The 23,927-nt window shown below is 72.6% G+C and carries 18 protein-coding genes; 5 read left to right on the forward strand and 13 right to left on the reverse strand.

Going from position 1 to position 23,927, the window contains the following annotated elements; genetic code table 11:
- Positions 1–134 precede the first annotated feature (134 nt).
- The 4 genes from ACVMYR_RS00890 to ACVMYR_RS00905 all read right to left on the reverse strand — a co-directional run bounded on the left by ACVMYR_RS00890 (position 135) and on the right by ACVMYR_RS00905 (position 5,542).
- Complete coding sequence (locus ACVMYR_RS00890; RefSeq protein WP_457120880.1) at positions 135–1,943, reverse strand: ABC transporter ATP-binding protein; 1,809 nt, start codon at positions 1,941–1,943, stop codon at positions 135–137.
- Positions 1,940–3,802: an ABC transporter ATP-binding protein gene (locus tag ACVMYR_RS00895; protein ID WP_457120881.1), complete on the reverse strand. Its 1,863-nt coding sequence runs from the start codon at positions 3,800–3,802 to the stop codon at positions 1,940–1,942. Before ACVMYR_RS00895 ends, ACVMYR_RS00890 begins: the two co-directional genes overlap by 4 nt.
- Before the next feature lie 3 nt (positions 3,803–3,805).
- Positions 3,806–4,708, reverse strand: coding sequence for a hypothetical protein (locus ACVMYR_RS00900; protein ID WP_144082527.1), 903 nt, complete (start codon positions 4,706–4,708; stop codon positions 3,806–3,808).
- A 237-nt stretch (positions 4,709–4,945) separates the two neighbouring features.
- Entirely contained in the window at positions 4,946–5,542 is a 597-nt protein-coding gene (locus ACVMYR_RS00905; protein ID WP_043961654.1) for a helix-turn-helix domain-containing protein, read from the reverse strand.
- 190 nt (positions 5,543–5,732) lie between these two features.
- Between ACVMYR_RS00905 and ACVMYR_RS00910 the strand changes: the two genes are divergently transcribed.
- Positions 5,733–6,386, forward strand: coding sequence for a class I SAM-dependent methyltransferase (locus tag ACVMYR_RS00910; RefSeq protein WP_457120882.1), 654 nt, complete (start codon positions 5,733–5,735; stop codon positions 6,384–6,386).
- Between the two features lie 76 nt (positions 6,387–6,462).
- Positions 6,463–6,609 (forward strand): hypothetical protein, encoded by a 147-nt coding sequence (locus ACVMYR_RS00915; protein ID WP_457120883.1) that lies wholly within the window; start codon positions 6,463–6,465, stop codon positions 6,607–6,609.
- 117 nt (positions 6,610–6,726) lie between these two features.
- Here the strand turns inward: ACVMYR_RS00915 and ACVMYR_RS00920 are convergent, their stop codons facing one another.
- From ACVMYR_RS00920 to ACVMYR_RS00940, 5 genes are read right to left on the reverse strand one after another with little or no spacing between them, the layout of a single operon-like run.
- Positions 6,727–7,422, reverse strand: coding sequence for an ABC transporter ATP-binding protein (locus ACVMYR_RS00920; RefSeq protein WP_457120884.1), 696 nt, complete (start codon positions 7,420–7,422; stop codon positions 6,727–6,729).
- Positions 7,419–8,414 carry an ABC transporter ATP-binding protein gene (locus ACVMYR_RS00925; RefSeq protein WP_091283535.1) on the reverse strand — a complete coding sequence of 332 codons (996 nt, stop codon included), beginning with the start codon at positions 8,412–8,414 and terminating at the stop codon, positions 7,419–7,421. Before ACVMYR_RS00925 ends, ACVMYR_RS00920 begins: the two co-directional genes overlap by 4 nt.
- Positions 8,411–9,298, reverse strand: coding sequence for an ABC transporter permease (locus ACVMYR_RS00930; RefSeq protein WP_396788910.1), 888 nt, complete (start codon positions 9,296–9,298; stop codon positions 8,411–8,413). The genes ACVMYR_RS00925 and ACVMYR_RS00930 overlap by 4 nt, the downstream gene beginning before the upstream one ends.
- Positions 9,291–10,295 carry an ABC transporter permease gene (locus ACVMYR_RS00935; protein ID WP_396788909.1) on the reverse strand — a complete coding sequence of 335 codons (1,005 nt, stop codon included), beginning with the start codon at positions 10,293–10,295 and terminating at the stop codon, positions 9,291–9,293. Before ACVMYR_RS00935 ends, ACVMYR_RS00930 begins: the two co-directional genes overlap by 8 nt.
- On the reverse strand, positions 10,292–11,983 hold the full coding sequence (locus ACVMYR_RS00940) for an ABC transporter substrate-binding protein (RefSeq protein WP_457120885.1): 1,692 nt from the start codon (positions 11,981–11,983) through the stop codon (positions 10,292–10,294). Before ACVMYR_RS00940 ends, ACVMYR_RS00935 begins: the two co-directional genes overlap by 4 nt.
- A 247-nt stretch (positions 11,984–12,230) precedes the next feature.
- Here ACVMYR_RS00940 and ACVMYR_RS00945 point away from each other — a divergent pair, with 247 nt between their 5' ends.
- On the forward strand, positions 12,231–13,469 hold the full coding sequence (locus tag ACVMYR_RS00945; protein WP_431896530.1) for a COG1361 family protein: 1,239 nt from the start codon (positions 12,231–12,233) through the stop codon (positions 13,467–13,469).
- Between the two features lie 144 nt (positions 13,470–13,613).
- Here the strand turns inward: ACVMYR_RS00945 and ACVMYR_RS00950 are convergent, their stop codons facing one another.
- From ACVMYR_RS00950 to ACVMYR_RS00960, 3 genes are all read right to left on the reverse strand, one after another.
- Positions 13,614–15,005 (reverse strand): poly(ethylene terephthalate) hydrolase family protein, encoded by a 1,392-nt coding sequence (locus ACVMYR_RS00950; protein WP_077935885.1) that lies wholly within the window; start codon positions 15,003–15,005, stop codon positions 13,614–13,616.
- Positions 15,006–15,323: 318 nt separating this feature from the next.
- Entirely contained in the window at positions 15,324–16,550 is a 1,227-nt protein-coding gene (locus tag ACVMYR_RS00955; RefSeq protein WP_457120886.1) for a hypothetical protein, read from the reverse strand.
- Positions 16,537–17,070: a SigE family RNA polymerase sigma factor gene (locus ACVMYR_RS00960; RefSeq protein WP_077935884.1), complete on the reverse strand. Its 534-nt coding sequence runs from the start codon at positions 17,068–17,070 to the stop codon at positions 16,537–16,539. The genes ACVMYR_RS00955 and ACVMYR_RS00960 overlap by 14 nt, the downstream gene beginning before the upstream one ends.
- Before the next feature lie 448 nt (positions 17,071–17,518).
- On the opposite strand from ACVMYR_RS00960, the gene ACVMYR_RS00965 reads away from it, so the two are divergent.
- Positions 17,519–18,829, forward strand: coding sequence for a cellulose binding domain-containing protein (locus ACVMYR_RS00965; RefSeq protein WP_457120887.1), 1,311 nt, complete (start codon positions 17,519–17,521; stop codon positions 18,827–18,829).
- 50 nt (positions 18,830–18,879) lie between these two features.
- Here the strand turns inward: ACVMYR_RS00965 and ACVMYR_RS00970 are convergent, their stop codons facing one another.
- Positions 18,880–20,469 carry a glycoside hydrolase family 43 protein gene (locus tag ACVMYR_RS00970; RefSeq protein WP_457120888.1) on the reverse strand — a complete coding sequence of 530 codons (1,590 nt, stop codon included), beginning with the start codon at positions 20,467–20,469 and terminating at the stop codon, positions 18,880–18,882.
- Positions 20,470–21,033: 564 nt separating this feature from the next.
- Here ACVMYR_RS00970 and ACVMYR_RS00975 point away from each other — a divergent pair.
- The gene (locus ACVMYR_RS00975; protein WP_457120889.1) at positions 21,034–23,880 is read left to right on the forward strand and encodes a family 43 glycosylhydrolase; all 2,847 of its coding nucleotides are present in this window, start codon (positions 21,034–21,036) and stop codon (positions 23,878–23,880) included.
- The last annotated feature ends 47 nt before the right edge of the window (positions 23,881–23,927 follow it).

Consider the following 23,927-nt stretch of genomic DNA (forward strand, 5'->3'; position numbering starts at 1 on the left):
TTCCATACGTCGACGCGCGATGTCCACAGTCCTTGTCGGAAGGTCATTCCACGCTGGCTGGATGCCCGACGTCACGGGTGGTGAGTCCGGAAGGCGTCCGCGGCCCGCACCGGGCGTCTCCGGCGACGACGGTGCTATGCGGGGCGGCGACGGGGGCGGGCCCGGTGCCCATATGCCTCCGCCTGGAGGCGGTAGAGGCTCGCGTACTCGCCCCCGGCCGCCAACAGCTCCGGATGCGTGCCCTGCTCGATGATCCTGCCGCCGGAGACGACGACGATGCGGTCGGCCAGGTGGACCGTCGAGAAGCGGTGGGACACCAGCACCGTGATCGCCCCGTCACCGCCGTACTCGCGAGCCTGCCTGGTGAAGAGTTCGAACAGGTCGTGCTCGGCCTGCGCGTCGAGGGCCGCGGTCGGCTCGTCCAGGACGAGGAGCAACGGGCTCGTGCGCATCAGCCCTCGCGCGACGGCGAGCCGCTGCCACTGCCCGTGCGACAGCTCGATCCCGCCGAAGAGCCTGCCGAGGAGGGTCTCGATGCCGTCGGGAAGTTCGTGGACGAACTGCGCGGCGGCGGCACGCTGCAGGGCACCGTCGACGGCGACGACGTCCCCGATCTTCCGCAGGTCCCCCGCGCCGACCGACTCCCGCACCGGGACCTGGAGCTTCAGGAAGTCCTGGAGCGTACCGGTGCTCGCCGCCGCCCATCCGGACGCGTCCAGCCGCATGAGGTCGACCCCGTCGACGGTGATGGTGCCTCCGGTCGGACGAAGCACCCCCATGAGGAGCTTGATGAGGGTGCTCTTGCCCGCCCCGTTCTCCCCCACGACAGCGATCGAGCAGCCTGCGGGAACGACGAGGTCCACCCCGTCGAGTACGCGCTCGTCGGTGCCGGGATAGGTGAAGGAGACCCGGTCCAGGACGATTCCCCGGGTCAACCGCGTTGGCGGCGGCAGCACCCCGGCACGGGAGGCCGACGCGTATCTCGTGAGCCAGAAGTGATGTTCGGCGATCCGCCCACCGGCAGCGACCTGGGTGATCGCGTCGACCACCGCCTGCTGCTGGGTGCGCAGTTGACCGGCGAGCGAGATGAGCAGGACGGCACCACCCGCGGTGGTCTGCCCGGACGCCATCAGGTGCCCGACGAGGACGAGGGTGACGGCCAGGGCTCCGTAGTAGAGCGCCCAGCCGGCTGCCTCGATGCCCAGGCCCCGGAGCCGCGCCGCCCTCTCTTCGCGGGCGGCCCTCGTCCACAACTGCTGCGCGAGCCGGTTCAGCTTCTCGGCGTTCCCGCTGATCCGCACTTCCTTCGCAGGGCCGGGTCGCAGGCACAGCTCATGCAGCGCGGCCTCCTGCCGCAGCGGCTCCGCAGTCGCGTCGAACGCCTGCTGCTGGATCTTCCGGGCCCGGTTGGTCAGGACGAGGATCGGCAGGGCGCACGGCGCCAGAATGGTGAGCAACGGGTGGAGATCCGCCAACAGCCAGACGCTCAGGCACAGTCCGACTCCGGCGGACACGGCGTAGGCCGCCGCCCAGCCGGTGGTGGTCAGGGCAACCGTTCCACGCCGCAGCATCGTGATCTGGTTGAGGAACTCGGCGCGCTCCAGGTGCTCGATCGTCGGGATCCGGGCCGCTGTCTCCGTGATCTCCTGCTCCATGGCCATCTGGACACGGTTGACGAGGTCGTTGCGGAAGTTGAGGGCCAGCCGCTGGCCCACGACCTGCATGACGTAGGCGAGGATGCCGACCACGACTGCCTCGACGAGCCCGGCGAGCATGCGGGTGCCCGCCGCATCGACCAGCCACCGTTGGGCGCTCGCGGTGGCGGCGACGAGGCCGGCCTGGAGCAGGACGAGGACCCCGACGAAGCAGGTCACCCGGGGATCCGCGCGGTAGCTGAGCCGCAGGGTGTGGAGCGCCATCCGCAGGCTCGCCGGCACGGTCACCCCGGGGACTCCCGCTGCGGGTGCCGGGCCGTGAACCTCGACGCCTGGAGCGTGAAGAGCCTGGCGTACGTCCCGCCGTCGGCCATCAGGGAGTCGTGATCGCCTTCTTCGGTGATCCGCCCACCGTCGAGGAGCACGATCCGGTCGGCCGCCCGGACGGTGGAGAACCGGTGTGAGATCACCACCACCGAGGCGGCCGGTATCGACCCCAGGATCCGCTGGTGGAACTCCGCCTCCGCCCTGACGTCGAGGTGCGCCGTCGGCTCGTCGAGGAGCACCACCTGCCGCCCCTTGTCGACCGCGTGGAGCGTTCGTACCATCGCGAGCTTCTGCCACTGCCCGCCCGATAGGTCTGTGCCGGCGGTCCCCGTACGCCACAGCGACGTGTCCAGGCCGCGGGGCCGGCCCGCCAGCAGAGCCCCCGCCCCGGCACGCCGGATCAACTCGTCGAGCTCGGCGTCGTCGGTCTCCACCTCCGGGGCGGCCAGGGTGATGTTGTCGCGGAGGGTCAGCGGATAGTGGACGAAGTCCTGGAACAGCGCGGTGACCCTGCGCCGCCACGCCTCGGGGTCGAGGTCGCGCAGGTCGACCCCGTCCACCGTGATCCGGCCCCCCGTCGGCTCGTACAGGCCCGCGAGGAGCTTGATCAGGGTCGTCTTCCCCACCCCGTTCACCCCCACCAGGGCCAGCCGCTCCCCCGCCCGGATGGTCAGGTCGAGTCCGTTCAGGACAGGGCGGGGCTGGCCCGGATATTCGAAGAACACCTCCTCGAACCTGATGGTCGGGATCGTCGCGGGCGGCAGCTGCAGCTTCCGCCGCGGTTCGACCTGCACGCGCTCAAGGACGGCCAGCGCCCGCATCGGATCCTTGCCGTACTCGATGTCGTGTGCCTCGGCGCCGAGGGCGGCGACGGCGAAGATGCCCCAGGCAGCGACCAGACACGACGCCAATGCCCCCATGCTGATCCGACCGTCGAAGGCCGCACGGCCGGGGACCCCGAGTGCCAGACCGGCACAGACCACGGCCAGCACGGCCGCCGTCTTCTGGCTACGGAGAACCCTCCGCCGCAACTTCCAGTAGTCGGCCAGCCAGGCGAGGTGGGCGGCGGCCCGGCGTTCGACCACCCACCCGGCGAGACCGAACAGGCGGACCTCCTTCGCGGCCTCGGGCCCGGCCGCCAACTCCGCCCAGTAGTCGACCTTGCGCCGCTCCGGCATCGCCGCGTCCTTGACCGACTCGAGGTGCATCCACTGCCGGACGGCGATCCACCGCGAGGTGACGGAGAGCAGGAACAGCACTGCCGCCAGGACCGGGAAGTAGGCGCCGAGCGCCACGGCCATGGCCGCCGCGGAGAGGATCCGGCCGGTCAGCGACAACTGGCCCACGGCCGCCAGACCGGCGGACCTGTCGCGCCACGCCACGCCCTGGTCCGCGGCGCGCAGCGCCACGTCCTGGAAGGCGGGATCCTCCAGGTGGGCCATGCCGGGCGGCCGGGAGGCGATACGTCGAAGCTCGGCGCGCACGGCACCGTCGACCTGCCTGGCGATCGAGGCCCGCAGGGTTGATCCGGCGATCTCCGCGAACTGCCGGACGAACATCAGGAGGGCGACGGCGACGGCCAGCCGGACGAACTCTCCCGACCTCGAGAGCATGGCGTCGACGAGTCCGCGGGTGGCCGCGACGGTGATCGGGCCGACCGCCACGACAACGACGAGGGATGCGACCAGGGCAGCCAGCCACCGTCGGTCCGCGTGGCGTAGCAGCCCGAGCAGCCTGCGCCGTTCGACGTACACCGCCCGCACACCGGACGGGTTCACGTTCTCCCACAGCGGCGGCGGGCGAAGGGCCGCGCCGCTCATGAGTCAACCACGCTGTTCCGCGCCTTCGAGCTGCTGGAGCGCACGCCGGAACAGCTCGGGGAGCCGGCGGATGTTGTCCTCGACCTCCGCCGACTCGATGGACGCGAAGTAGTGGCACAGGACGCGGTTCTCCGCAGGCGGCAGCCTGCTCCACGGCCCCGAGCGATAGGGCTCACCGAGCGGCTGGGCCGCGTCACCGAGCCGCCCGCCCAGCACCGAGTAGAACATCTGGGTGACATGGCGGGGGCGAAACAGGATCTCCCGGGGCGTCCGATCCATCATGACCTCCAGGTAGTCGAGGTCGAGGAAGCGGCGACGGTGCGCGCAGACGAATCCGCAGCACATGTGCGGCACGTACGGCACGCCGGGTAACGCCTCGGGAATCCACCGCACCCCGCCCGGCAGTCGCCCCGACGCGAACCGCTCCTGCGAGTACATGAAGGCCGGCTGCCGCTCGGTGGCGGCGGCCCACCGCATCACCTCCAGCGGTTCGCCGAAGAAGAGGATGTCGCTGTCCATGCCGATGACCAGGTCGGCGTCACCGAGCAGGAAGTAGTCGACGAGTTGCAGGATGCGGACGTTCCTCCGCCGGACCTCCGCGAGGAGGGGATGGTCCCCGAGCATGGCCTGGACCATGTCGTCGGCGTCGGGCCGCCGGATGACGCGGACGCCCGGGACCTGTTCCTCCAGCAGCGCCCGGTCGGCGTCGGTCAACGAGCCGTCGTCGTGCACGACCGCCGCCACTCCGCGCCAGTAGCCGGCGAGTGACTTGATGGCGAACAGGTACAACGGAACGTGTTTGTGGGAGACCAGGGAGTGAACCTGCACCGGGGCGGCACCGTCGAGTTCGGCCGGAGGTGCCTGGAGCATCCGACGGTGCAGTTCGTCAGGCGAGGAATGCGGCATCAGCGTCACCTTCGCCGGAGACGGATCTGCCGGGCCACCCGCTACCGGCGTCGCGCCCATCAGACCTCCTCGACACGATGTCGCAAACGGTCTCGTCGTCCGACGACGGTAACGCGAGGAAGGCCGGCCGCCGGCTCGTCGGCCACATCCTGCCAACCCGGGCTCAGCCGGCGGAGCCCCGACCGGCACGACCAGCCGGCGTCGACGGGTCGGAGGTCGGTCAGCGGTTCCCGCCGCTCAGTGCGGCGTCCCCGGTTTCGGCGTGACGCGTACGTGTGCGCGTTCTCCCTGCCTGCCGACGAGGCTGAGGAACTCGACGGGCCCGGCGCTGGTGGCGCCGAACCAGTGGGGGGTGCGGGTGTCGAACTCGGCGGCTTCCCCGGGTTGCAGGGTGAGGTCGTCGTCGCCGAGGACCAGGCGCAGGGTGCCGTTGAGGACGTAGACCCAGTCGTAGCCCTCATGGGTGCGCAGCTCGGGTACGCGGTTGTCGTCGCCTGCGGGCAGGACGAACTTGTAGGCCTGGATGCCGCCGGGCCGGCGGGTCAGCGGCAGGATGGTGGAGCCGTCGCCGGTGGCGATCGGACGCAGGTTGATGCGGGGATCGCCGGTCAGCGGGGCGTCGACGAGTTCGTCGATGGTGACGTTGTGGGCGCGGGCGAGCGGGAGCATCTGCTCGAGCGTGGGGCGCCGTAGGCCGGCTTCGAGGCGCGAGAGGGTGCTGGCGGAGATGCCGGTCTCCTCGGCCAGATCGGTGAGGGTGATGTTGCGGCGCTGCCGCAGCTGCTTCAGCCGCGGGCCGACCGCGTCGAGGGTGCGGTCCAGGTTCTCGTCCATGCACCCATTTTGCCATTCGGCAAGAAACTTTGCGCATCTTCGCCGGGGCGCCCAGGATCGGGTCACGACCGGAGGAGACCGCGAAAGGGGCAGGTCACATGCGAGATCAGACAGAACTGGTGCGGGACGGGATCGTCGTCGAGGACACCGACCGGGCCGTCGCCCGGCTGACGAACGCGCAGGCCATCCGATGACGCACAGCTTCGACAAGGCCTACTGGCAACAGCACTGGCAGCAGACCCACGCCGGTCGGCCCGGCTCCATGGCCGGCAGCCCACCCAACCCGTACCTCGCCCGCGAGACCGCCGGCCTGGCACCGGGCACCGCCCTGGACGCCGGATGCGGCGCCGGCGCCGAGGCGATCTGGCTCGCCTCCCGTGGCTGGCAGGTCACCGCCGCCGACATCTCCGCCGACGCCCTCGCCCACGCTGCCGGCCGCGCCGCCGCCAGCGGGCCGCCGGAGCCCATCCGGTGGGTCGAGGCGGACCTGACCGTCTGGGAACCGGGCCGGCGCTTCGACCTGGTCACCACCCACTATGCGCATCCCGCGATGCCGCAACTGGCGTTCTACCAGCGCATCTGCGACTGGGTGGCAACCGGCGGCACCCTGCTGATCGTCGGGCACCTGCACACCGCGCAAGGCAACGGCCACGACCACGGTCACGGCCATGGCCACGGTCATCCCGCCGAGGCGACGGTCACCCTCGCCGAGATCACGGCCGGCCTCGACGAAGCCGACTGGGAGGTCGTCACCGCCGAGGAGCACCAGCGCCCGATCCCCGGGCCCGGCGGCCAGCCGGTCACGCTGCACGACGTCGTCGTACGCGCCACCCGCCGCCGCTGACCCCACCCTCTCCCGACGCCGGGGACCGAGGTCCCTCCCGGCGTACCCCATCGCGCCCCTTGGAAGGAACCCGCGCATGCCCGCCCCCGACAGATCCCCGAGCGTGAGCGTCCCCGACGCGACGGTCCTCTTCGTCTACGTCCTGGCCCGGGGGCCGCGACGGACCATGCCCACCACGCCGGCCACCCCGTCGCAGCCGACCAGCGACGCCATCGCCGCATGACACCCGATCCACCGTCAGCCGGCCGGCCCGGCCGTGACGCCGACACGGCGTTCCGGACGGGCCGGCGGTCGCGGCCCGGGCGTGCCGTCCGACTCCATCGTGGCGCAGACCGCCTTCTCATGGCGGCGGTAGCTCCACCACCCGCGTCGCCCAGCGGCTCATCAGGGCGGGGTCGTGGGTGATGAGCAGGACCCCCGCCGAACTGCGGCGCTGGTAGTCGGTGACGACGGCGGCGACGTGGGCCTGGGTGGAGGCGTCGAGCATGGCGGTGGCCTCGTCGCAGAGCAGGTAGTCGGGCCGGTGCACGAGGGCGCGGGCGAGGCAGGCGCGTTGCAGTTGCCCGTCGCTGACCGCATGGGGGCGGCGGGCGAGCAGGTCGGGCGTGAGGCCGACCAGGTCGGCCAGGTCAACGGTACGGGCGGACGCCTGGTCGCGGGACGCGCCGGTGGCGCGGAGCGGTTCGGCGATGAGGTCGGCGAGGCTCAGCCGGGGATCGGTGGCGGAGCGGGGGCTCTGGAACAGGATCGCGACGCGGGTCCGCAGGGCGGCGGGCAGCCGGTGCCGGGCACCGCCCACGGGGTGCCCGTCGATGGTGACGTGCCCGCTGTCGGGGGCGTGCAGGAGGGCGAGCACACGGGCGAGGGTGGACTTGCCGCTGCCGGAGGGCCCGCGCAGTCCGACCGTCTCGCCGGGGGCGATGTGCAGGTCGACCCGGTCGAGGACGCGCTGCCGGCCGTACGCGACGGTGACCCGCCGCGCGGCGAGCCCGCCGGCTGCGGCCCCGTCCACGGTGTCGTCGGTGGTGACGGTCATGCGGGCGCTCCGGGGGTGAGCCGGTGGTGGCAGGCGACCCGCCCCGCGCCGTCGGGCAGGAGGCGGGGTGGGATGTGGCAGGCGTCGGTGGCGCGGGGGCAGCGTGGGGCGAAGGCGCAGCCGTCGGGCAGGTCGGTGAGCATGGGCGGATGACCGGGCACGGGCGTGAAGGCCCGGTCGGGCAGGGCGTCGAGCAGCCCGGCGGTGTAGGGGTGGGCGGGCGCGTCGAACAGGGCGGCGGTGGGGCGGTGTTCGACGATGCGGCTGGCGTACATGACGGCGACGGTGTCGGCGACGCGGCGGGCGGCGGTGAGGTCGTGGGTGATGAGCAGCACGGCCGCGCCGGTGTCGCAGCGGCGGCGCAGCAGGTCGAGGGTGTGGTCGACCAGGGGCCGGTCGAGGCCGGTGGTCGGTTCGTCGGCGAGTAGCAGCGGCGGGTCGGGGGCGAGGGCCAGGGCGGTGGCCAGCCGCTGGGCCATGCCGCCGGACAGCTCGTGGGGGTAGCGGTCCAGGTCGCCGGGGTCGAGTCCGACGTCGGCGGCGATCCGGTCGGCGGCGGCGGGGGCGGCGCGGCGGGTGTGTCCGTGGGCGCGCAGGGTTTCCTCCAGCAGCCGCCGGCCGCTGCGGACCGGGGTGAGCGCGGTGGCGGGACTCTGCGGGACGAGGCCGACGGCGCGGCCACGTACGTGGCGGGTGAGGTGTCGTTCACCGGCGTCGATCAGGTCGACCGGATGGCCGTCCGGCGGGTGCAGGTGGGCGCGTCCGGTGACGGTGGCGTTGCGGGGCAGCAGACCGAGCAGGGCGTGGGCCAGGACGGATTTTCCGCAGCCGGATTCGCCGACGACGGCCAGCAGTTCGCCCGGGTGCAGGGTAAGGCTCAGGTCGGTGACGGCGTGCACCACGGCGCCCCGGAGGTGGAAGCGGACGGTGAGCCCGTCGACGCCCAGCAGGGCGTGAGCGCGGCGGGTGTCGGTGGGGACGGTGGTGGTCACAGGTGCAGCTCCGCTCGGACGCGGGGGTCGAGGCGGTCGCGCCAGCGGCCGGTGAGCACGGCGAGGGCGAGGGTGACCGCGACGAGGAGGAGGCCGGGGACGATGCTGGCCCACCAGGCTCCGGTGAGCAGGGACCGCTGCCCGTCGTTGATCATGTTGCCGATGGAGGCGAGGTGCGGGGGCAGGCCGAGGCCGAGGAAGGACAGGGCGGTCTCGTGCCAGACGGCGTGCGGCACCATCAGGGTGGTGGCCAGGGCCAGTCGCGGCAGGACGTGCGGCAGCAGGTGCCGGGTGAGCACGCGGGTGCGGGATGCCCCGCCGGAGATGGCGGCGTCGACGAACGGGCGGGTGCGCAGGCTGAGCAGCTCGGAGCGGACGATGCGGGCGGTGGACAGCCAGTGCGTCAGCCCGATGGAGGCGATGACGGCGCCGAGGCCGGGGCGCAGCATCGCGACGACGAAGATGCCCAGCAGCAGGTGCGGCAGGGCGGCGACGGTGTCGACGACGCGCATGAGGGCCCGGTCGACCCGGCCGCCGAGGGTGCCGGCGACCGCGCCGACGAGGCCACCGACGACGGTGGCGACCAGGGCGGCGACCGCGCCGACCAGCAGCGACACCCGCAGGCCGTAGAGGCTGCGCAGCGCCACGTCGCGGCCGAGGTCGTCGGTGCCGGCCAGGTGGTCGGGCGAGGGCGCGAGACGGGTACGGGCGAGGTCGACCGCGCTCTGGTCGAGTGGCCACAGCAGCGGCGCGAGCAGGCATGCGGCCACCGCGGCGGCGAGGACGCCGACGGCCACGCCCGCGCCGAGGCGACCGGCGCGGGCCCGGGTCGGCGGGTGGGTGCGGGCCGGGGTGGTGGCCGGCGGCCGGGCGAGGTCAGTCATCGAGGCGTACCCGGGGGTCGGCGGCGGCGTAGGCGAGGTCGGTGGCGAGGTTCGCGGCCAGGACCACGACGGCGGTGGCCAGGGTGGTGGCCGCGAGCAGCGGGAAGTCGGCGCCCAGCGCGGCCGCGACGGTGACCGCGCCGAGGCCTGGCAGGGAGAACACGGTCTCCACCAGGACCGCGCCGCCGACCAGTTCGGGCAGATGCGTGCCGACCAGGGTGAGGAACGGCAGCAGCGCGGTGCGCAGCGCGTGGCCGAACAGGACGGTGCGGCCCGGCAGGCCGCGGGCGCGGGCGGCCAGGACGTGGTCGTCGCGCAGGCTCTCGGCGACGGCGTCGCGGACGAACAGCACGAACCACGGGGCCTGGGAGATTGCCAGCACCGTCACGGGCAGGATGAGGTGCCGGGCCACGTCGGCGGGGTCGGTGCCGGTCGCGGTGATGTCGGTGAGCCCACCGGCGGGCAACCAGCCCAGGGCGAGGGCGAACACGGCGATCGCCGCGAGGCCGATCCAGAACACCGGCATCGACTGCACGGCGTACGCGGCGGCACGCAGCGCCCGGTCGAACCAGCCGCCGCGCCGGTACGCGGCGAGGGTGCCCAGCAGCACGCTGGCCACGAGGACCAGGGCGAGGGCGGTGCCGACGAGCAGCAGGGTCCAGCCGGCACGGGCGGCCAGCACGGAGGTGACCGGCTCGTGACGGCTGGTCGACCAGCCCAGGTCGCCGCGCAGCAGGTTGCCGATCCAGCGGGCGTACTGCACGGGCAGCGGGTCGTCGACGCCCCAGTTCGCGCGGATCTGCGCGAGGTTCTCCTCGCTGGTGGTGAACGCCGCCGCGCCTGCGTACTGCTGCGCGGGGTCGATCGGGGAGGCCGCGCCGAGGGCGAACATGCCCATGCTGGTCGCGGCCAGCACGGGTACGGCCACCACCAGCCGCCGCCGGACCACCGCCCCGGCCCCGGCCAGCCGCCGACGCCCGGCCGTCGCCGCGGTCACGGCTGCTTCGTCCAGGTGTGCACGTTCCACCAGAGGCTGTTGGCGACGTCGTGCTCGTGCGGCTCCACCCGCGGCGTCACACCCGCGACGGTGTCCTTCACGACGTAGGTGTGCTGCAGGTAGGTGAGGAACACCCACGGCACGTCGGCGGCGAGCTGCTTCTGGAAGGTGGCGTAGGCGGCCCTGCGGACGGCCGGGTCGGCGCTGTCGCGGCCCTGCTGCAACGCGCGGTCGGCGACGGCGGACCGGTAGGAGCCGGGGTTGAAGAAGCCCTGCCCGGCGAGGGCCGAGCCGAACAGCTTGTAGGAGACGAAATCCGGGTCGTACGGGGTGCCGTAGCCCATCACCAGCGCGTCGGTCTTCATCCGTGGGGTGATCGCGTCCCAGGTCAGCCCTTCCGGGGTGACCCTGATGCCGATCTTCTTCGCGTCGGCGGTGACGGCGAGGGCCAGTTCCTTGCGCAGGCTGTCGGTGGCCGGGTACATCAGCGTGAACGCGGCCTGCCGGCCGCCCCTGGCGCGGATGCCGTCCGGGCCCGGCCTCCAGCCGGCGGCATCCAGGATCGCGGTCGCGGCGGCCGGGTCGGCGGTGGGCCGGCCGACGATCGACGGCTCGGCGAACTCCGAGGAGGGCGGCACCGGCCCGAACGCCGGTTCCCCCGCCCCGCCGAGGACGCCGGTCACCATGGCCTGCCGGTCCACCGCCGTGTTCAGGGCCCGCCGGATCGCCAGGTCGCCGGTGACCGGGTTGCCCATGGGCAGCATGACGCCCCGGTAGTCGGCGGTCGGGACCCGCTGCACCCGGTAGCCGCCCTGCCCGTCGAAGCCGGTGGCCAGCTTGGGTGCCAGCTCGGCCGCGTCGAACTCCCCGGCCCGCATCCGCTGGGCGCGCACGTTGTCGTCGGCGACGAACGCGACCACGACACCCGGGTTCTTCGGCCGGCCGCCCCAGTGCTTGTCGTAGGCCGCGAGCACGAGCCGGTCCCCCGGCGTCCACGCCGTCACCCGGTACGGGCCGGTGCCGACCGGCCTGCGGTTGAACTCGGCCTTGTTGACGTCCTGCCCGGCGAACGCCTTCGCCGGGACGATCCCCAGCGCCAGCCGCTGCAGGAAGGGCGCGTACGGGTGTTTCAGGGTGAAGACCACGGTGGCCGGGTCGGGCGCGGTCACGGAGGCGAGCATGTCCAGGTCGGAGCGCAGCGTGGAGTCGACCTTCGGGTCGAGCACCGCCCGGTAGGTGAAGACGACGTCCTGGGCGGTGAGCGGGGTGCCGTCGTGGAACAGCACGCCCTCGCGCAGCCTGGCCGTCACGGTCCTGCCGTCCGCCGACACGGTCGGCAGGTCGCGGGCCAGGGCGGGCACCAGCCGGTTGCCGGCGTCCCGGGCGACCAGCCCGTCGAAGATCAGCGACGCGCCGTCGACGCCGTAGTTCAGCACCGGGTTGAGGGTGTCCGGTTCACCCGCGGTGGCCACCACCAGCGTGCCGGCGTCGCCCGCCCCGCCGGACGACGCCGTCGGCGACGAGCAGCCGGCGACGGCGAGCAGGGCGGCGACGGCCGCCGCCGTCACGCGCGCGGGCAGGGGCTTGACCATGACGTACTCCAGGGATCGTGCGGCCACGGGCGGCGGCTCCTCGAACGTTCGTCGTCGCATGAGCTGGGCGGGCACCCCGGCGATGGTTCGGATCATCGCGCCGCCGGAGCACCCGCCCACTGATGCCACTATCGCGTAGTTGCCAAAAGTTGGCAATAAGCCCCCATGGAGGTGCCCGTGACACCGCTCCCCGCCGGTGTCACCCCCGGCCTCGCACGGGCGCGATCCTCCGCCGCGCGACTCCAGCGCCGCCCCGGTTTCGCCAACGCGACGGGCACTCACGGAAGCCGATTGCCGATAGTGTTCTCCACCACCCTGTCCGCTCGTCCTGAAGGGTTCTGCCATGAGCTTTGATCGTCGGCGGCTGTCGCGAACTGTCGCCGCCGCGCTGCTCCTCGCCGCCGGGGTGGCTGTCCCCGCCGGCCCCGCCGAGGCAGCGAAGAAGGGCCCGGACCTCGCGGTCGCCGCGTCCGGGACGAGGGTCCCGCTGGGGGTCGAGAGGAAGGTCGTCCATCTGAAGGTCAGCAACCTGGGGGACGAGACCCCGACCGACGTCGTCGTCAGGGTCCGCCAGCCGCAGGAGGGCCCCGGCCCCCTGCCGGTCGGCCTGATCTGGCACTCAAAGGGTGGCGTGGGCGAGTGCGACGGTGATTTCGGCGGGTTCTACTGCCGACTGTTGCCCGAGCTGATTCCGGGGCCGGGCGAGACCGTCGACGTTCCCGTCGACGCGACCGTCTACGGGGCTGCGGGTCCCTACGAGGGCAAGTTCGAGGCTTCGGTCACCATCGGGCCGGAGAAGGACGCGAACCCGGCCGACAACACCGGATGGTTCCCGCTGGAGCTGGTCGACCAGTCCAGTGCCGACCTCTCGGTGGTCGCCCCGGACGTGAAGCAGTCGGTGCGGGTCGGGGCCGACGACACGCCCGAGCCCACCGGGACGCTGCACCCGGGTGAGACGGGTGCGGTCCGGCACACCGTCGCCAACCAGGGCCGGAAGGCGGTCAGCGGAGTGCGGGTCACGCTGCGCCTGCCGGAGGGGGTGACCTTCACCAGCCAGCCCACCGAGTGTGTGCTCGCCGACGCCGGGCGGTCGGCGGTCTGCACCTACGAGAGCCTCACCCTCGTCCCGGCCGTCGAGGACACCGATCCGAACGACACGACCTACTCGGCGGTCGAGCTGTTCAACCTGGTGAAGACCGCGGCCTCCGCCACCGCCCCGGCGACGTTGCGGGGCGGAACCGTGCAGGTGGAGGGCCTCGCCGAGCGGTCGACGGACGGCCGCTCCAAGCCTGCGCGCACCGCGCTGCCCGCGAACGCCGTCGCCGTGCGGGTGGCCGACACGGACGACAGCGACAACGAGGACGGGTTCGCCGTGGTGCTGGCCGCGAAGAGCGGCGGCGACGATGGCGGCGAGGATGGTGGCGGCGGCGGTGACGGCGGGTTGCCGGTCACCGGGCCGCAGGCCGGTCTGATCGGCGGGATCGGCGTCGCGGCGCTGGCGGTCGGAGCCGCGTTGTTCCTCGCTGCCCGGCGTCGCCGGATGATCCTGGTGAGCCCCGGGGACGAGAGGTCGGCAGGCTGAACCGCCCCACCGGCCGGTGCGGCCGGACCGGCCCCGCTCGGGGGACGAGCGGGGCCGGTCGGCGATCGCCACCGCCTCAGGCGGTGCGGCCGGGTCGGGGTGCGACGGCCTCCGAGGCCGCCCGGGGCCCGTCGGCCGTGAGCATCACGCGAGGGGCGTGAGGTTGAACCGCTGGTTGGTCTGCCCGTGGCAGTCGTAGAGCTGGATCTGCGCCCCGTTGGCCGTGCTCCAGACGTCCAGGCAGCGCCCGGACTGCACGTTGCTGACGGTGCCGTTGGAGTTGACGTTCCACTGCTGGTTGGCCTGGCCGTGGCAGCCGTAGATCTGGACCGCCGCGCCGTTGCCCGTGCCCGCCGCGTCCAGGCACATGTCGCCGTACACCCGTAGTTGCTTGGTCGAGGTGTACGTCCACGACTGGTTGGACTGCCGGTTGCAGTCCCAGAGCTGCACCCGGGTGCCGTTGGCGCGGGAGGCGTTGGGCACGTCGACGCACCGGCCCGACTGCGCGCCGACGAGCTGGCTGGCGGCGCCGGGCGGGCTGGTCGGCGAAGGCCCGGTCGGGGTGGTGGTGGGGGTCGCCGTCGGGCTGGTCGGCGGGGTGGGCAGCAGCGGGCACGTGCTGCGGTAGGTGACCACGCCGCTGGTGTCGAGCAGCGGGCAGAGGAACTGGCTGTAGCGGGCGTCGTTGTCGATGAAGATCTTGAGGAACGGCAGCATGGTCCGGATCAGCACGGGGTTCGACCGGCCGACCATGAACCCGTGGTCGGCGCCCGCGACCTCCAGGTAGGCGCTCTCCGTGGTGCTCGGGAGGCTGTTGTAGAGGCCGGTGGCGTAGGACGGGGTGACCACCGTGTCGGCCTGCCCGGAGAAGACCATCGTGGGCACCCGGTCGGTGGCCAGGTTCGACGACGGCGAGTACGGCGCGATGCCGACCGCCGCCTTCAACGACGAGCGCCGCATGGCCGCGCTCAACGCCCCACCGCCGCCCATGGAGTGACCGGCGACGGCCAGCCGGCTGGAGTCGACGCGGTCGCGGACCGGGCTCTGCTGGGTCAGGTAGTCCAGCGCGGCGAGCAACTGGGTGCCCCGGGCCGTGTCGAAGTCGTTGCGGCTGTTGGTCTCGATGCCGATCACGACGAAGCCGTGGGAGGCCAGCCACGGCCCCATCCAGGCCAGCTCGACGGAGAACAGCGCGGTGTAGCCGGGCGAGATCGCGATCGCGCCGAAGGTGCCCTGGCTGGTGTCGGTCGGGTAGTAGATCCGGCCGCCGTTGAAGCCGTAGCCGGTCGGGACGGCGACCGACGTGTTGGCGAAGGGGCCGTTCTCGGACGCGACGCTGGCCCGGGTGGGGTCCGGGCCCCGCTGGTACGGGTTGTCGGCGGCCGACGCCGATCCGGTCGCCACCGCGATGGTGAACAGCCCGACGGCGGCGGCGATGCCGGCTGCGGCCAGCTTGGCCAGTCGTCCCCGCAGGCCGGGGGCCACCCGGCCGGCGCTGGTGTCGTCCGGGGGCGGGGGGTGCGCGTGTCCTCGCACTGTCGGTTCCTCCTGGTGGTGGGGTGGGTGCGGTGGGTCCGGCCGGGCCGGGACGGGCCAGGTCTACGTTCACATCGATCGATGGTTACCAAGGCTGACAGACAACCCCGGGCGTTTCAACCGGTAGTTTCGAACGAGATGCCCGAAAGTTTCGACCACTGCCGACCGATGACCTGGACCCGAAACGGCGACAACGGCACCGCCGGTGACGCGCAGTGCCGTTGTCGCCGTGACGATCAGGCCAGCCTCAGCTCCCCGCCCCGCCCCCGGGAGCCGGCCCCGCCGAGCAGGCCCCCGCCACCTCCAGGTGCCGATTCCTCACGGACGCAGGGCCTTCGCGGCGGGAGTCCAGGTCGACTCGTCCGCGACGTCGGCGACCGTGATCCCCTTCGCGACCTTCTCCACCTCGGCCAGCGGCAGCCTGTTGCCGAGGCCCTGGCTGCTGACCTGGAGGACGACGCTGCCGTCGGCGCTCCAGACGTTGCAGAAGCCACCCCGCGCGGGGCCGTCGGTGGTGCGGTAGCACTTCGTCGTGCCGGGCTCCGGCGACTGGTTCGAGCTGGTGTTCGGCGTGACGAAGATGTGGAAGCCGTCCTTGATGGTGCCCTCGACCGCGTCGTACGGCAGGGTCAGGCCCGAGGTGGGCATGGCCGGCCTGGTGTACGTCGCGCCGCCGTAGTCGCCGGCACGGGCCGTGGCGATGCCGCTGAGGCCGGGCATGGCGTGCGTGCCGCTCTGCAGCGGCAGGTAGCCGGCCGGCACGTAGCCCACCGTGAACGGCACCGGGGCCGGCTTCGGCCTGCCGGGCTTCAGGCCCTCGACCAGGCCGCCCAGGTCCCGGAAGCTCGGCGCGGCCTGGTCGCTGGAGATCGACGTGACGGCCGCCCAGGCGTCGTGGGCGTACTCCCAGGCGAACAGCTTGTTGCGCGCGTCCGTCGGGCCCTGCGGGCCGAGGCCGACCGGCAGCGTCGCCTGGACGGCCTTGCGACCGGCCACGGTGACCTTCTCGCCGCCCTTGATCTTGGCGGGGTCGAAGGCGCCCGGCCGGTAGACGGTCAGGTACGCCCACAGGCTCGGCTTCCCCTTGGCCGCCCTCTTCTTCCACTCAAGGATGTCGCCCCGCGTTCCAGCCTCCTCCTCGGCCGTGACGGGCTTGTCGTTCGAGGTGTGGCGGTCGGAGTAGACGGAGGCGATCTGGTAGGCGGTGGACGCGACGATCGGGTCCTGCACGTGCAGCGTGCCGGCGTCGTACCCCTGGAAGGTGAAGGTGAACGGCGGGGCGTCGGGCCATGTGGCCTCGGCGGGCTCGGCCGCCGCCGCGCCGGCCTGGGCCGGCGTGGCCGGGGTGTTCCGCTCGGCGCCGGAGGTCGGCAGCAGGAACGCGCCGGTGACCGCGACCACGACGAGACCGGCCGCGCCCGCCGACGCGAAGCCGGCCCGGCGTCGCCGCTCGGCCCGCCGCCCGGCCGCGACGATGTCGTCGACGGTGCGGGCCATCGGCGGCTCCTCGCCCGTCACGGCGTCCACGAATTCACGCAACTGCACTGGTCCACTCCTCCATCTGCTTCCCGGTGAGACTGATGTGTTCGCCGGCGAGGGCCTCGCGCAGCTTCGCCAGGCCACGGGAGGCCTGGCTCTTGGCCGTGCCCACCGTGCAGTCGAGCACGCCGGCCGTGTCCTCCAAGCTCAGGCCCAGGTAGTGCCGGAGCACGACCGCAGCCCGCTGCCGGGCCGGCACGGCGTCGAGCGCCGCCCGCAGGCGCATGCGCTCGTCGGCCGCGGCGGCCGGGTCCCGCAGCGCCACGTCCGGCATGGCGTCGCCGGCCGACCGCTCGCGTCGCCAGGGCCGGCGGGTCTCGTCGATCGCGGCCCGGTAGACCATGGTCTTGGCGTAGAGATCGGGCCGTTCCAGCTTCCGCCAGCGGGGGTAGAGCTTGACCAGCGCGTTGGCCACGGCGTCCTCCGCCGTGTGCCAGTCGCCGCAGGTCATGTACGCCAGCTTGCGCAGCGACGCCATCTGTGACGTCACGAACTCGCGGAACGCCTGCTCGTCTTCGGCTCTCAAGTCGACTGCCTCCTCATGACGGAGGTAGAACGGAGCCACCCGGCCGGGGAGTTGCACCGTCCGGGGAAGTAGTCGCCCGAAAACTCTGCGCAACCGCGCCGCGCGCCCGACGGGGCGGGGAGCGCCGCGACCGCAGCCCGGCGACCCAAGATCGAAACTATCGCTTGATGAATCCGCAACTTTCTGAAAACATATGACCATCAATACGTGAGCGTTAACACGGGCTGGTGGCAACCCCACGACTCCGGGAGGTGCTTCCGTCGACCACGCGGAGGAAGCCCGGACGCCCGTGGCCGCCACCACCCCGTGGCCCGGCCGGGCAGCCGGGCCGCTCACCCAAGCGGCAACCCGCCGGGCGTCACGTTCCGAGCCCCCTCCTGCCGGGCCGGCCGACGGACGGCAACACGACCCCACCACGCACATGACGATCGATGGAAGGAACCAGGCAATGGTGAGGCAGTGGAAACACAGATACGTCCTCTCCTCCGTCGCGGCCGCGGCGGCGCTCGTCGTCGCCACCGCCGGCGGCGTGCTGACCGGCAGCCTCGGCCAGGCGGCGGAGGCCGCGACGAACGGCACGCTCGCGGCGACCGCCGGCTGTGGGAAGGCCCCCACGCTGACCAGCGGCACGCGCACGATCTCCAGCAGCGGGCAGAACCGCAGCTACATCCTGCGGATCCCCGACGGGTACGACAGGAACCGCCCCTACCGGCTGATCTTCGGCTTCCACTGGCTGAACGGCTCGGCCAACAACGTCGCCTCGGCCGGCTACTACGGCCTGCTGCCGCTGTCGAACAACAGCACGATCTTCGTCGCGCCGCAGGGCATCGACAACGGCTGGGCCAACACCAACGGCCGTGACCTGACCCTGTTCGACGACATCTCCCGGGTGATCGAGAACGACCTCTGCGTCGACACGACGCAGCGCTTCGCGCTCGGCTGGAGCTACGGCGGGGCCATGAGCTACGCGGTGGCCTGCGCCCGGCCCACCGTCATCCGGGCGGTCAGCGTCCTGTCCGGGGCCAACCTCAGCGGCTGCAACCCCGGCACCCAGCCGGTGGCGTACTTCGGCATCCACGGCATCTACGACAGCGTGCTGAACATCTCGGCGGGCCGGTCGCTGCGCGACACGTTCGTCAGGAACAACGGCTGCACCGCGCAGAGCCCGCGCGAGCCGAGCCGGGGCAGCCTGACCCACATCACCACCGCCTACTCCGGCTGCCGGGCCGGCTACCCCGTGCAGTGGGCCGCCTTCGACGGTGACCACACCCCCAGCCCGGTGGACGGCTCCTCCAGCCCCAACGACTCCCGGACCTGGACCTCGGGCGAGATCTGGAAGTTCTTCAGCCAGTTCGCGTCGACCACGCCGCCGACCACCGCTCCCCCCACCAGCACGCCGCCGACCACCCCGCCCCCGACCTCCCCGCCGCCGACGACTCCGCCGCCGACCGGCGAGCCCGGCACCTGCACCGCCACGTACCGCGCGGTCAACAGCTGGCCCGGCGGGTTCCAGGGTGAGGTCACCGTGGCCAACGGCACCACCGCCACGCTGAACGGCTGGACCGTACGCCTGACGCTGGGCAGCGGCCAGGCCATCAGCAGCGTCTGGAACGGCGTCAACACGGGCACCACCGGCAACGTCACCGTCAAGAACGCCGCCTACAACGGCACGGTCGCCCCGAACGGCTCGACGACGTTCGGGTTCACCGCCACCGGCGACGGGCCCGCGCCCAGCAACGTCTCCTGCACCAGCCCCTGAGCACGGCACGATCAGGGCCCGGAGCCACCCGGCTCCGGGCCCGCCGGCCGTCAGCGCCCCGGCTCGGTCCCGGACGGCACCGCCCCGTCCGCGCGCGCGAGGTCGCGGGGCTCGTAGTCGAACCAGTCGAAGCGGACGCTGCCGGACCCGGCGTACATGCCGACGACCCGGCCGGTGAAGCCGCCGGCGACCTCCGTGGACAGGTAACGGCCGTCGAGCGTGCCCAGCACGTCGTACGTGCCGTCCGCCGCCTCGACGCCGAACCGGAGCACGTCGGGTTCCTTGGCCGGGTGCCAGTCGCCGGGCGACGGGGCGACCACGTCGACGCGCAGACACACCGGGCCGGCCCCGACGGGCCGGGTGGCCACCGTGGACAGCACCGAGCCGATCCGCGCGAGCACCCGCACCTCGCCGTCGCCCGCCTCGATCTCGTAGTGGTGCCGCTCGTCGAGGCGTACGGCGAGGCCGCCGCGCCCCCCGGTCGCGTCGACCAGCGTCCGCACCCGGCACGACAGGTGCTGCTGGCGGCGGCCGACGAACGTGACGTCGGGCTCGTCCAGCGACGCGCCGCGCGCCCGCAGCGTGAGCCAGCCGGGCCGCTCGGTCAGCGACCAGCTCCCGGCGGGTCGGGACCGCACCGACACCCAGCGCGGGTGCAGCCCGTCGGCGTCGAAGTCGTCCCGCACGGGCGACGTCGGCACCGGGTGCGCGGGCCACGGCGGCGCCTGCATGACCGGCTCGACCGCGCCCACCACCGGCCAGTCGTCGACCCAGGTCACCGGGGCCAGGAACGTCTCCCGCCCGAGCACGTGCCAGCCGGGGGTGCCGCCGCCGGGGCGTACGCCGAGCAGCACCATCCACCAGGTTCCGTCGGCCGCCTCGACGAGGTCGGCGTGGCCCGTGTTCTGGATCGGACGGTTGGTGCCCCGGTGGGTCAGGATCGGGTTGGCCGGGCACGGCTCGTAGGGCCCGTCGGGCGCGGGGGCGCGGGCGATCGAGACGGCGTGCCCGCGTTCGGTGCCGCCCTCGGCGATCAGGAGATACCAGTGGTCGCCGACCCGGTACAGGTGCGGGGCCTCCGGTGCCTGCGCGCCGGGCGCGCCGGACCACAGGCGGCGGGGCGGGCCGAGCGTCCGCCCGGTGTGCGGGTCGAGGCGCACCTGCTCGATGCCGGCGTAGGTGCACCAGCAGGTGCCGTCGTCGTCCCAGGCGAGGTCCGGGTCGATGCCGCCGATGCCGGGCAGCCGGACGGGATCCGACCAGTCGCCGGCGGGGTCGGTGGCGGTGTAGAGGAGGTTACCGCCGCCGTCGGCGCAGTTGGTGACGATCAGCCAGAAGCGGCCGTCGTGGTGGCGCAGCGTCGGCGCGTAGACGCCGGCGGACGACGGCATCGTCGCGGGCAGCACCAGTTGGCCGGGCCGGTCCAGCACGTTGCCGATCTGTGCCCAGTGCACGAGGTCGCGGCTGTGGAAGATGGGCACCCCGGGGAAGTACTCGAAGCTGGAGCAGGCCAGGTAGTAGTCGTCGCCGACCCGGCAGACGCTCGGGTCCGGGTGCAGACCGGCGAGCACCGGGTTGGTGAACGCGCCGTCGCTCCAGCCGGCGGTGCCGGGGGTCGTGCGGGCCTGGGCCGGAGTCATCTGCTGCCTCCCGGGGTCGAGGTGGCCCGCGCGGTGCGGGCCGTACCGCAGTCTCCCCGGCGGCGGGTTTCGGGTCAGCCCCCCGCGCAGCGTTCGACCGGCGACCCGAATCACCGCCGACAATGCAACAGCAGATCGACGGGACTCATTTTGAATTGCGCCTCCCGAGCGATTGGGAGCGACTGCCGCCGCTATTCTTGGCCCCCCTCACGACAGGGACGTGTTAGCGCAAACATCGTGACCCGGTATTCGGCACTCGCGGGCCCTTGCCCCATAGGTCGCGCTCACGTGATTCGCCGCGAACCGGGCGACTTGCACCTGATCGGAGCGCGGCTGATCTGCCGCTACGGGAGCGCTTCCACGCCCGGCGGCGACTGTTTCACGAAGATTTCCGGCAAGTCTCGGGAACGTCTTGACACCGCATGTGAGCGATAACACTATGAACCTCCCGTTACGTTGGCGGCAGGAGTTCGCATGAAAGTAACCGTGGGTCGTGGTGCCTCCGGAGGGCTACGACGGGTCTCACTGGCAGCCGTGGGGGCGCTCCTCCTGTGCGCCGGTGTCGTGACGATCGGCACAGCGGCGCAGGCGGCCGACGAGTGGTCCCCGGAGTCGTCGCACACGTCGACCGACCGGGGCGACGGCACGTACACCGTGCCGCTGCTGCGCTCCGACGTGCCGGACATCAGCGTCGAGCGGGTCCCGGCCGCCGAGAACGACGAGGGCCGCGACATCTACTACATGATCAGCACGACGATGCACCTGAGCCCGGGTGCACCGATCATGAAGTCGTACGACCTCGTCAACTGGGAGACGGTCAACTACGTCTTCGACCGGGCCAGCATCGGCGACTCGTTCTCCCTGCGCAACGGCCAGAACTCCTACGGTCAGGGGCAGTGGGCGTCGTCGCTGCGCTACCACGACGGCATGTACTACGTCGCGTTCAACACCAACAACCTCAACGGCGCGTACATCTACCGCACCGACGACATCGAGAACGGCGCGTGGCAGCGCACCGCCCTCGGCCGTGGCCTGCACGACCCGTCGCTCTTCTTCGACGTGGACGGCACGCCGTACATCTTCTACGGCTCGGGCGGCACCAGCGCCGTACGCCTCAACGCCGGCCTGACCGCGATCGAGCAGGACTACCCGAACATCTTCACGGCGGCCGACTACGCCGGCCAACCGTTCATCGGCGGCCTGTTCGAGGGCGCGCAGTTCTACCACATCGACGGCTGGTACTACGCCGTCATCATCACCTGGCCCTCCGGCCAGGGGCGTCAGGTCGTCATGTTCCGCTCGAAGGACCTGCTCGGGCGGTACACCTCGGCCGGCGGGGTCAACACCTACGAGGCGCGCGGCGTGCTCAACTCCAACGGCTTCGCCCAGGGCAGCCTCGTGCCGGTCGCGCGCGTCGGCGGCGGGACGGACTGGCACGGGATGTTCTTCCGCGACACGTTCCCGATCGGCCGCATCCCCGCCCTCATCCCCGCCACCTGGTCCGACGGGTGGCCGACGTTCGGCAACAACGGGGTCGTGCCGGTCGACGGCGCGTTCACCAAGCCGATCCGGCTGAGCCCGGCCGAGGAGGCCCTCGAACGGCAGAAGAGCATCGTCGCCTCGGACGACTTCGCCAACGACGCGCCGCACAAGACGTACCAGGACGAGGAGTGGACGATCCCGACGCCGCCCGACCTCGACGAGTCGCTCCTCGGCGTCGAGCTGCTCGGCAACGCCGGCTTCGAGTCCGGCAGCGTCTCGCCGTGGTCCGCGCAGTTCGGGGCGACTCTCGCCCTGGAGCCGGCCGACGCCGCCTCGGGCGCGGCGGCGCTGCGGGTCGGCAACCGCACGCTCAACGGCTCCGGCCCCCACCAGAATCTCGCCGGCAAGCTCCAGCACGGTGTGACCTACACGGTGTCGGCGAAGATCAAGTACACCTCGGGCCCGGCCAGCGTCCGGTTCAACCTGGCCGCCGACTGGGGCTCCGGCGTGCAGGTCATGACCTTCGGCACCGTCCCCGTCGGCCAGTGGACGACGGTCACCGGCCAGTACACGTTCCCGGCGACGGCGAACCTCGCCAACGTCAAGTTCGCGGTGGAGACGCCGTGGGGCAACCCGCAGCCGGCGTCGTCCACGGTGGAATACCTGATCGACGACGTCTCGGTCGTCGGGCAGCCCGTCACCACCGAACACCCGACCGAGGCGGAGATCGCCCCGAACGGCTCGCGGCTGGACCTGGCCTGGGAGTGGAACCACGCCCCGGACAACCGGTACTGGTCGCTCACCGACCGGGAGGGCTGGCTGCGCCTGACCACCGGCAAGGTGGTCACCGGCCAGTACGTCTACACGAAGCTGTCGAACCGGGCCGAACTCGCCTGGTTCGAGGAGGCGCGCAACACCCTGTCGCAGCGCACCTTCGGCCCGCGCCAGTCGGCCGAGACCCGGATGGACATCTCCGGCATGCGCAACGGCGACGTCGCCGGCCTGGCCGCCTACAACCGGGGCTTCTCGTACGTCGCGGTCAAGCGCGTCGACGGCCAGAACACCCTCGGCGTGGTCAACCGGGGGCAGCCGTTCGCGGTCGACCTCGACCAGGCCGCGCTGGAGAGCTTCCTGCCGGGCACGACGGTGCCGCTGGGCGACGCGACCGTGGTCCACGTGAAGGCCGATCTCGACTTCGCCGCGCCGGTCGGGCAGCTCTGGACCACCTTCTACTACAGCCTCGACGGGCTCACCTGGACGCAGCTCGGCAACCGGGTCGGCCCGCAGACGCTCGACGGCAGCCTCGCGCACTTCATGGGCCACCGGGTCGGCCTGTTCAACTACGCCACGCAGGCCACGGGCGGGCGGGTCGACTTCGACCACTACCTGCTCAGCGACACGCTGACCGCGCAGGGCCTGCCGCTGGACACCGGCGCGCTCGACGCGGCCATCGCGCACGCCGAGACGCTCGACAGCCGGCACTACCCGGCGGACGCCTGGGCGGCGATGCGGGCCGCGCTCGCCACCGCCAAGGCGGCCCGGGCCGGCCGGTTCGGCACCCAGAACCAGATCGACGCGCCGCAGCGGTCGCTCAGCTTCCAGTTGGCGCGGCTCGGCGTGCTCCGCGCCGAGCCCGAGCTGCCGGTGACGGCGAGCGCGCAGACGCGCTGCGTCGGCGGCCGCGCCTACGTCGCCGTACAGGCCACCAACGGCCACACCGCACCCGTCGACATCACCCTCGAAACCGCCTACGGCACCCGCACCGTCACCGCCGTCGCACCCGGCGCCAACGCCTACCAGTCCTTCACCACCCGCGCCACCTCCGTCGCCGCCGGCACCGCCACCATCCGCGCCACCGGCACCGTCGACGGCACCACCGTCACCACCGTCGTCACCGCCAACCACCCCGCCCTCAGCTGCGGCGCATAGCCGACCGGCCCGAGAGGGGCCGGCGACCCACCACCAGTGCACGTCCC

The organism is Micromonospora sp. PTRAS2, assembly GCF_054052245.1.

What these genes read in the sequence shown, in the direction of transcription:
- ACVMYR_RS00895 (WP_457120881.1), bottom strand. Translation starts at nt 3,802, where the DNA reads ATGAGCGGCGCGGCCCTTCGCCCGCCGCCGCTGTGGGAGAACGTGAAC.
- ACVMYR_RS00900 (WP_144082527.1), bottom strand. Translation starts at nt 4,708, where the DNA reads ATGCCGCATTCCTCGCCTGACGAACTGCACCGTCGGATGCTCCAGGCA.
- ACVMYR_RS00905 (WP_043961654.1), bottom strand. Translation starts at nt 5,542, where the DNA reads ATGGACGAGAACCTGGACCGCACCCTCGACGCGGTCGGCCCGCGGCTG.
- ACVMYR_RS00910 (WP_457120882.1), top strand. Translation starts at nt 5,733, where the DNA reads ATGACGCACAGCTTCGACAAGGCCTACTGGCAACAGCACTGGCAGCAG.
- ACVMYR_RS00915 (WP_457120883.1), top strand. Translation starts at nt 6,463, where the DNA reads ATGCCCGCCCCCGACAGATCCCCGAGCGTGAGCGTCCCCGACGCGACG.
- ACVMYR_RS00920 (WP_457120884.1), bottom strand. Translation starts at nt 7,422, where the DNA reads ATGACCGTCACCACCGACGACACCGTGGACGGGGCCGCAGCCGGCGGG.
- ACVMYR_RS00930 (WP_396788910.1), bottom strand. Translation starts at nt 9,298, where the DNA reads ATGACTGACCTCGCCCGGCCGCCGGCCACCACCCCGGCCCGCACCCAC.
- ACVMYR_RS00940 (WP_457120885.1), bottom strand. Translation starts at nt 11,983, where the DNA reads ATGATCCGAACCATCGCCGGGGTGCCCGCCCAGCTCATGCGACGACGA.
- ACVMYR_RS00945 (WP_431896530.1), top strand. Translation starts at nt 12,231, where the DNA reads ATGAGCTTTGATCGTCGGCGGCTGTCGCGAACTGTCGCCGCCGCGCTG.
- ACVMYR_RS00965 (WP_457120887.1), top strand. Translation starts at nt 17,519, where the DNA reads ATGGTGAGGCAGTGGAAACACAGATACGTCCTCTCCTCCGTCGCGGCC.
- ACVMYR_RS00970 (WP_457120888.1), bottom strand. Translation starts at nt 20,469, where the DNA reads ATGACTCCGGCCCAGGCCCGCACGACCCCCGGCACCGCCGGCTGGAGC.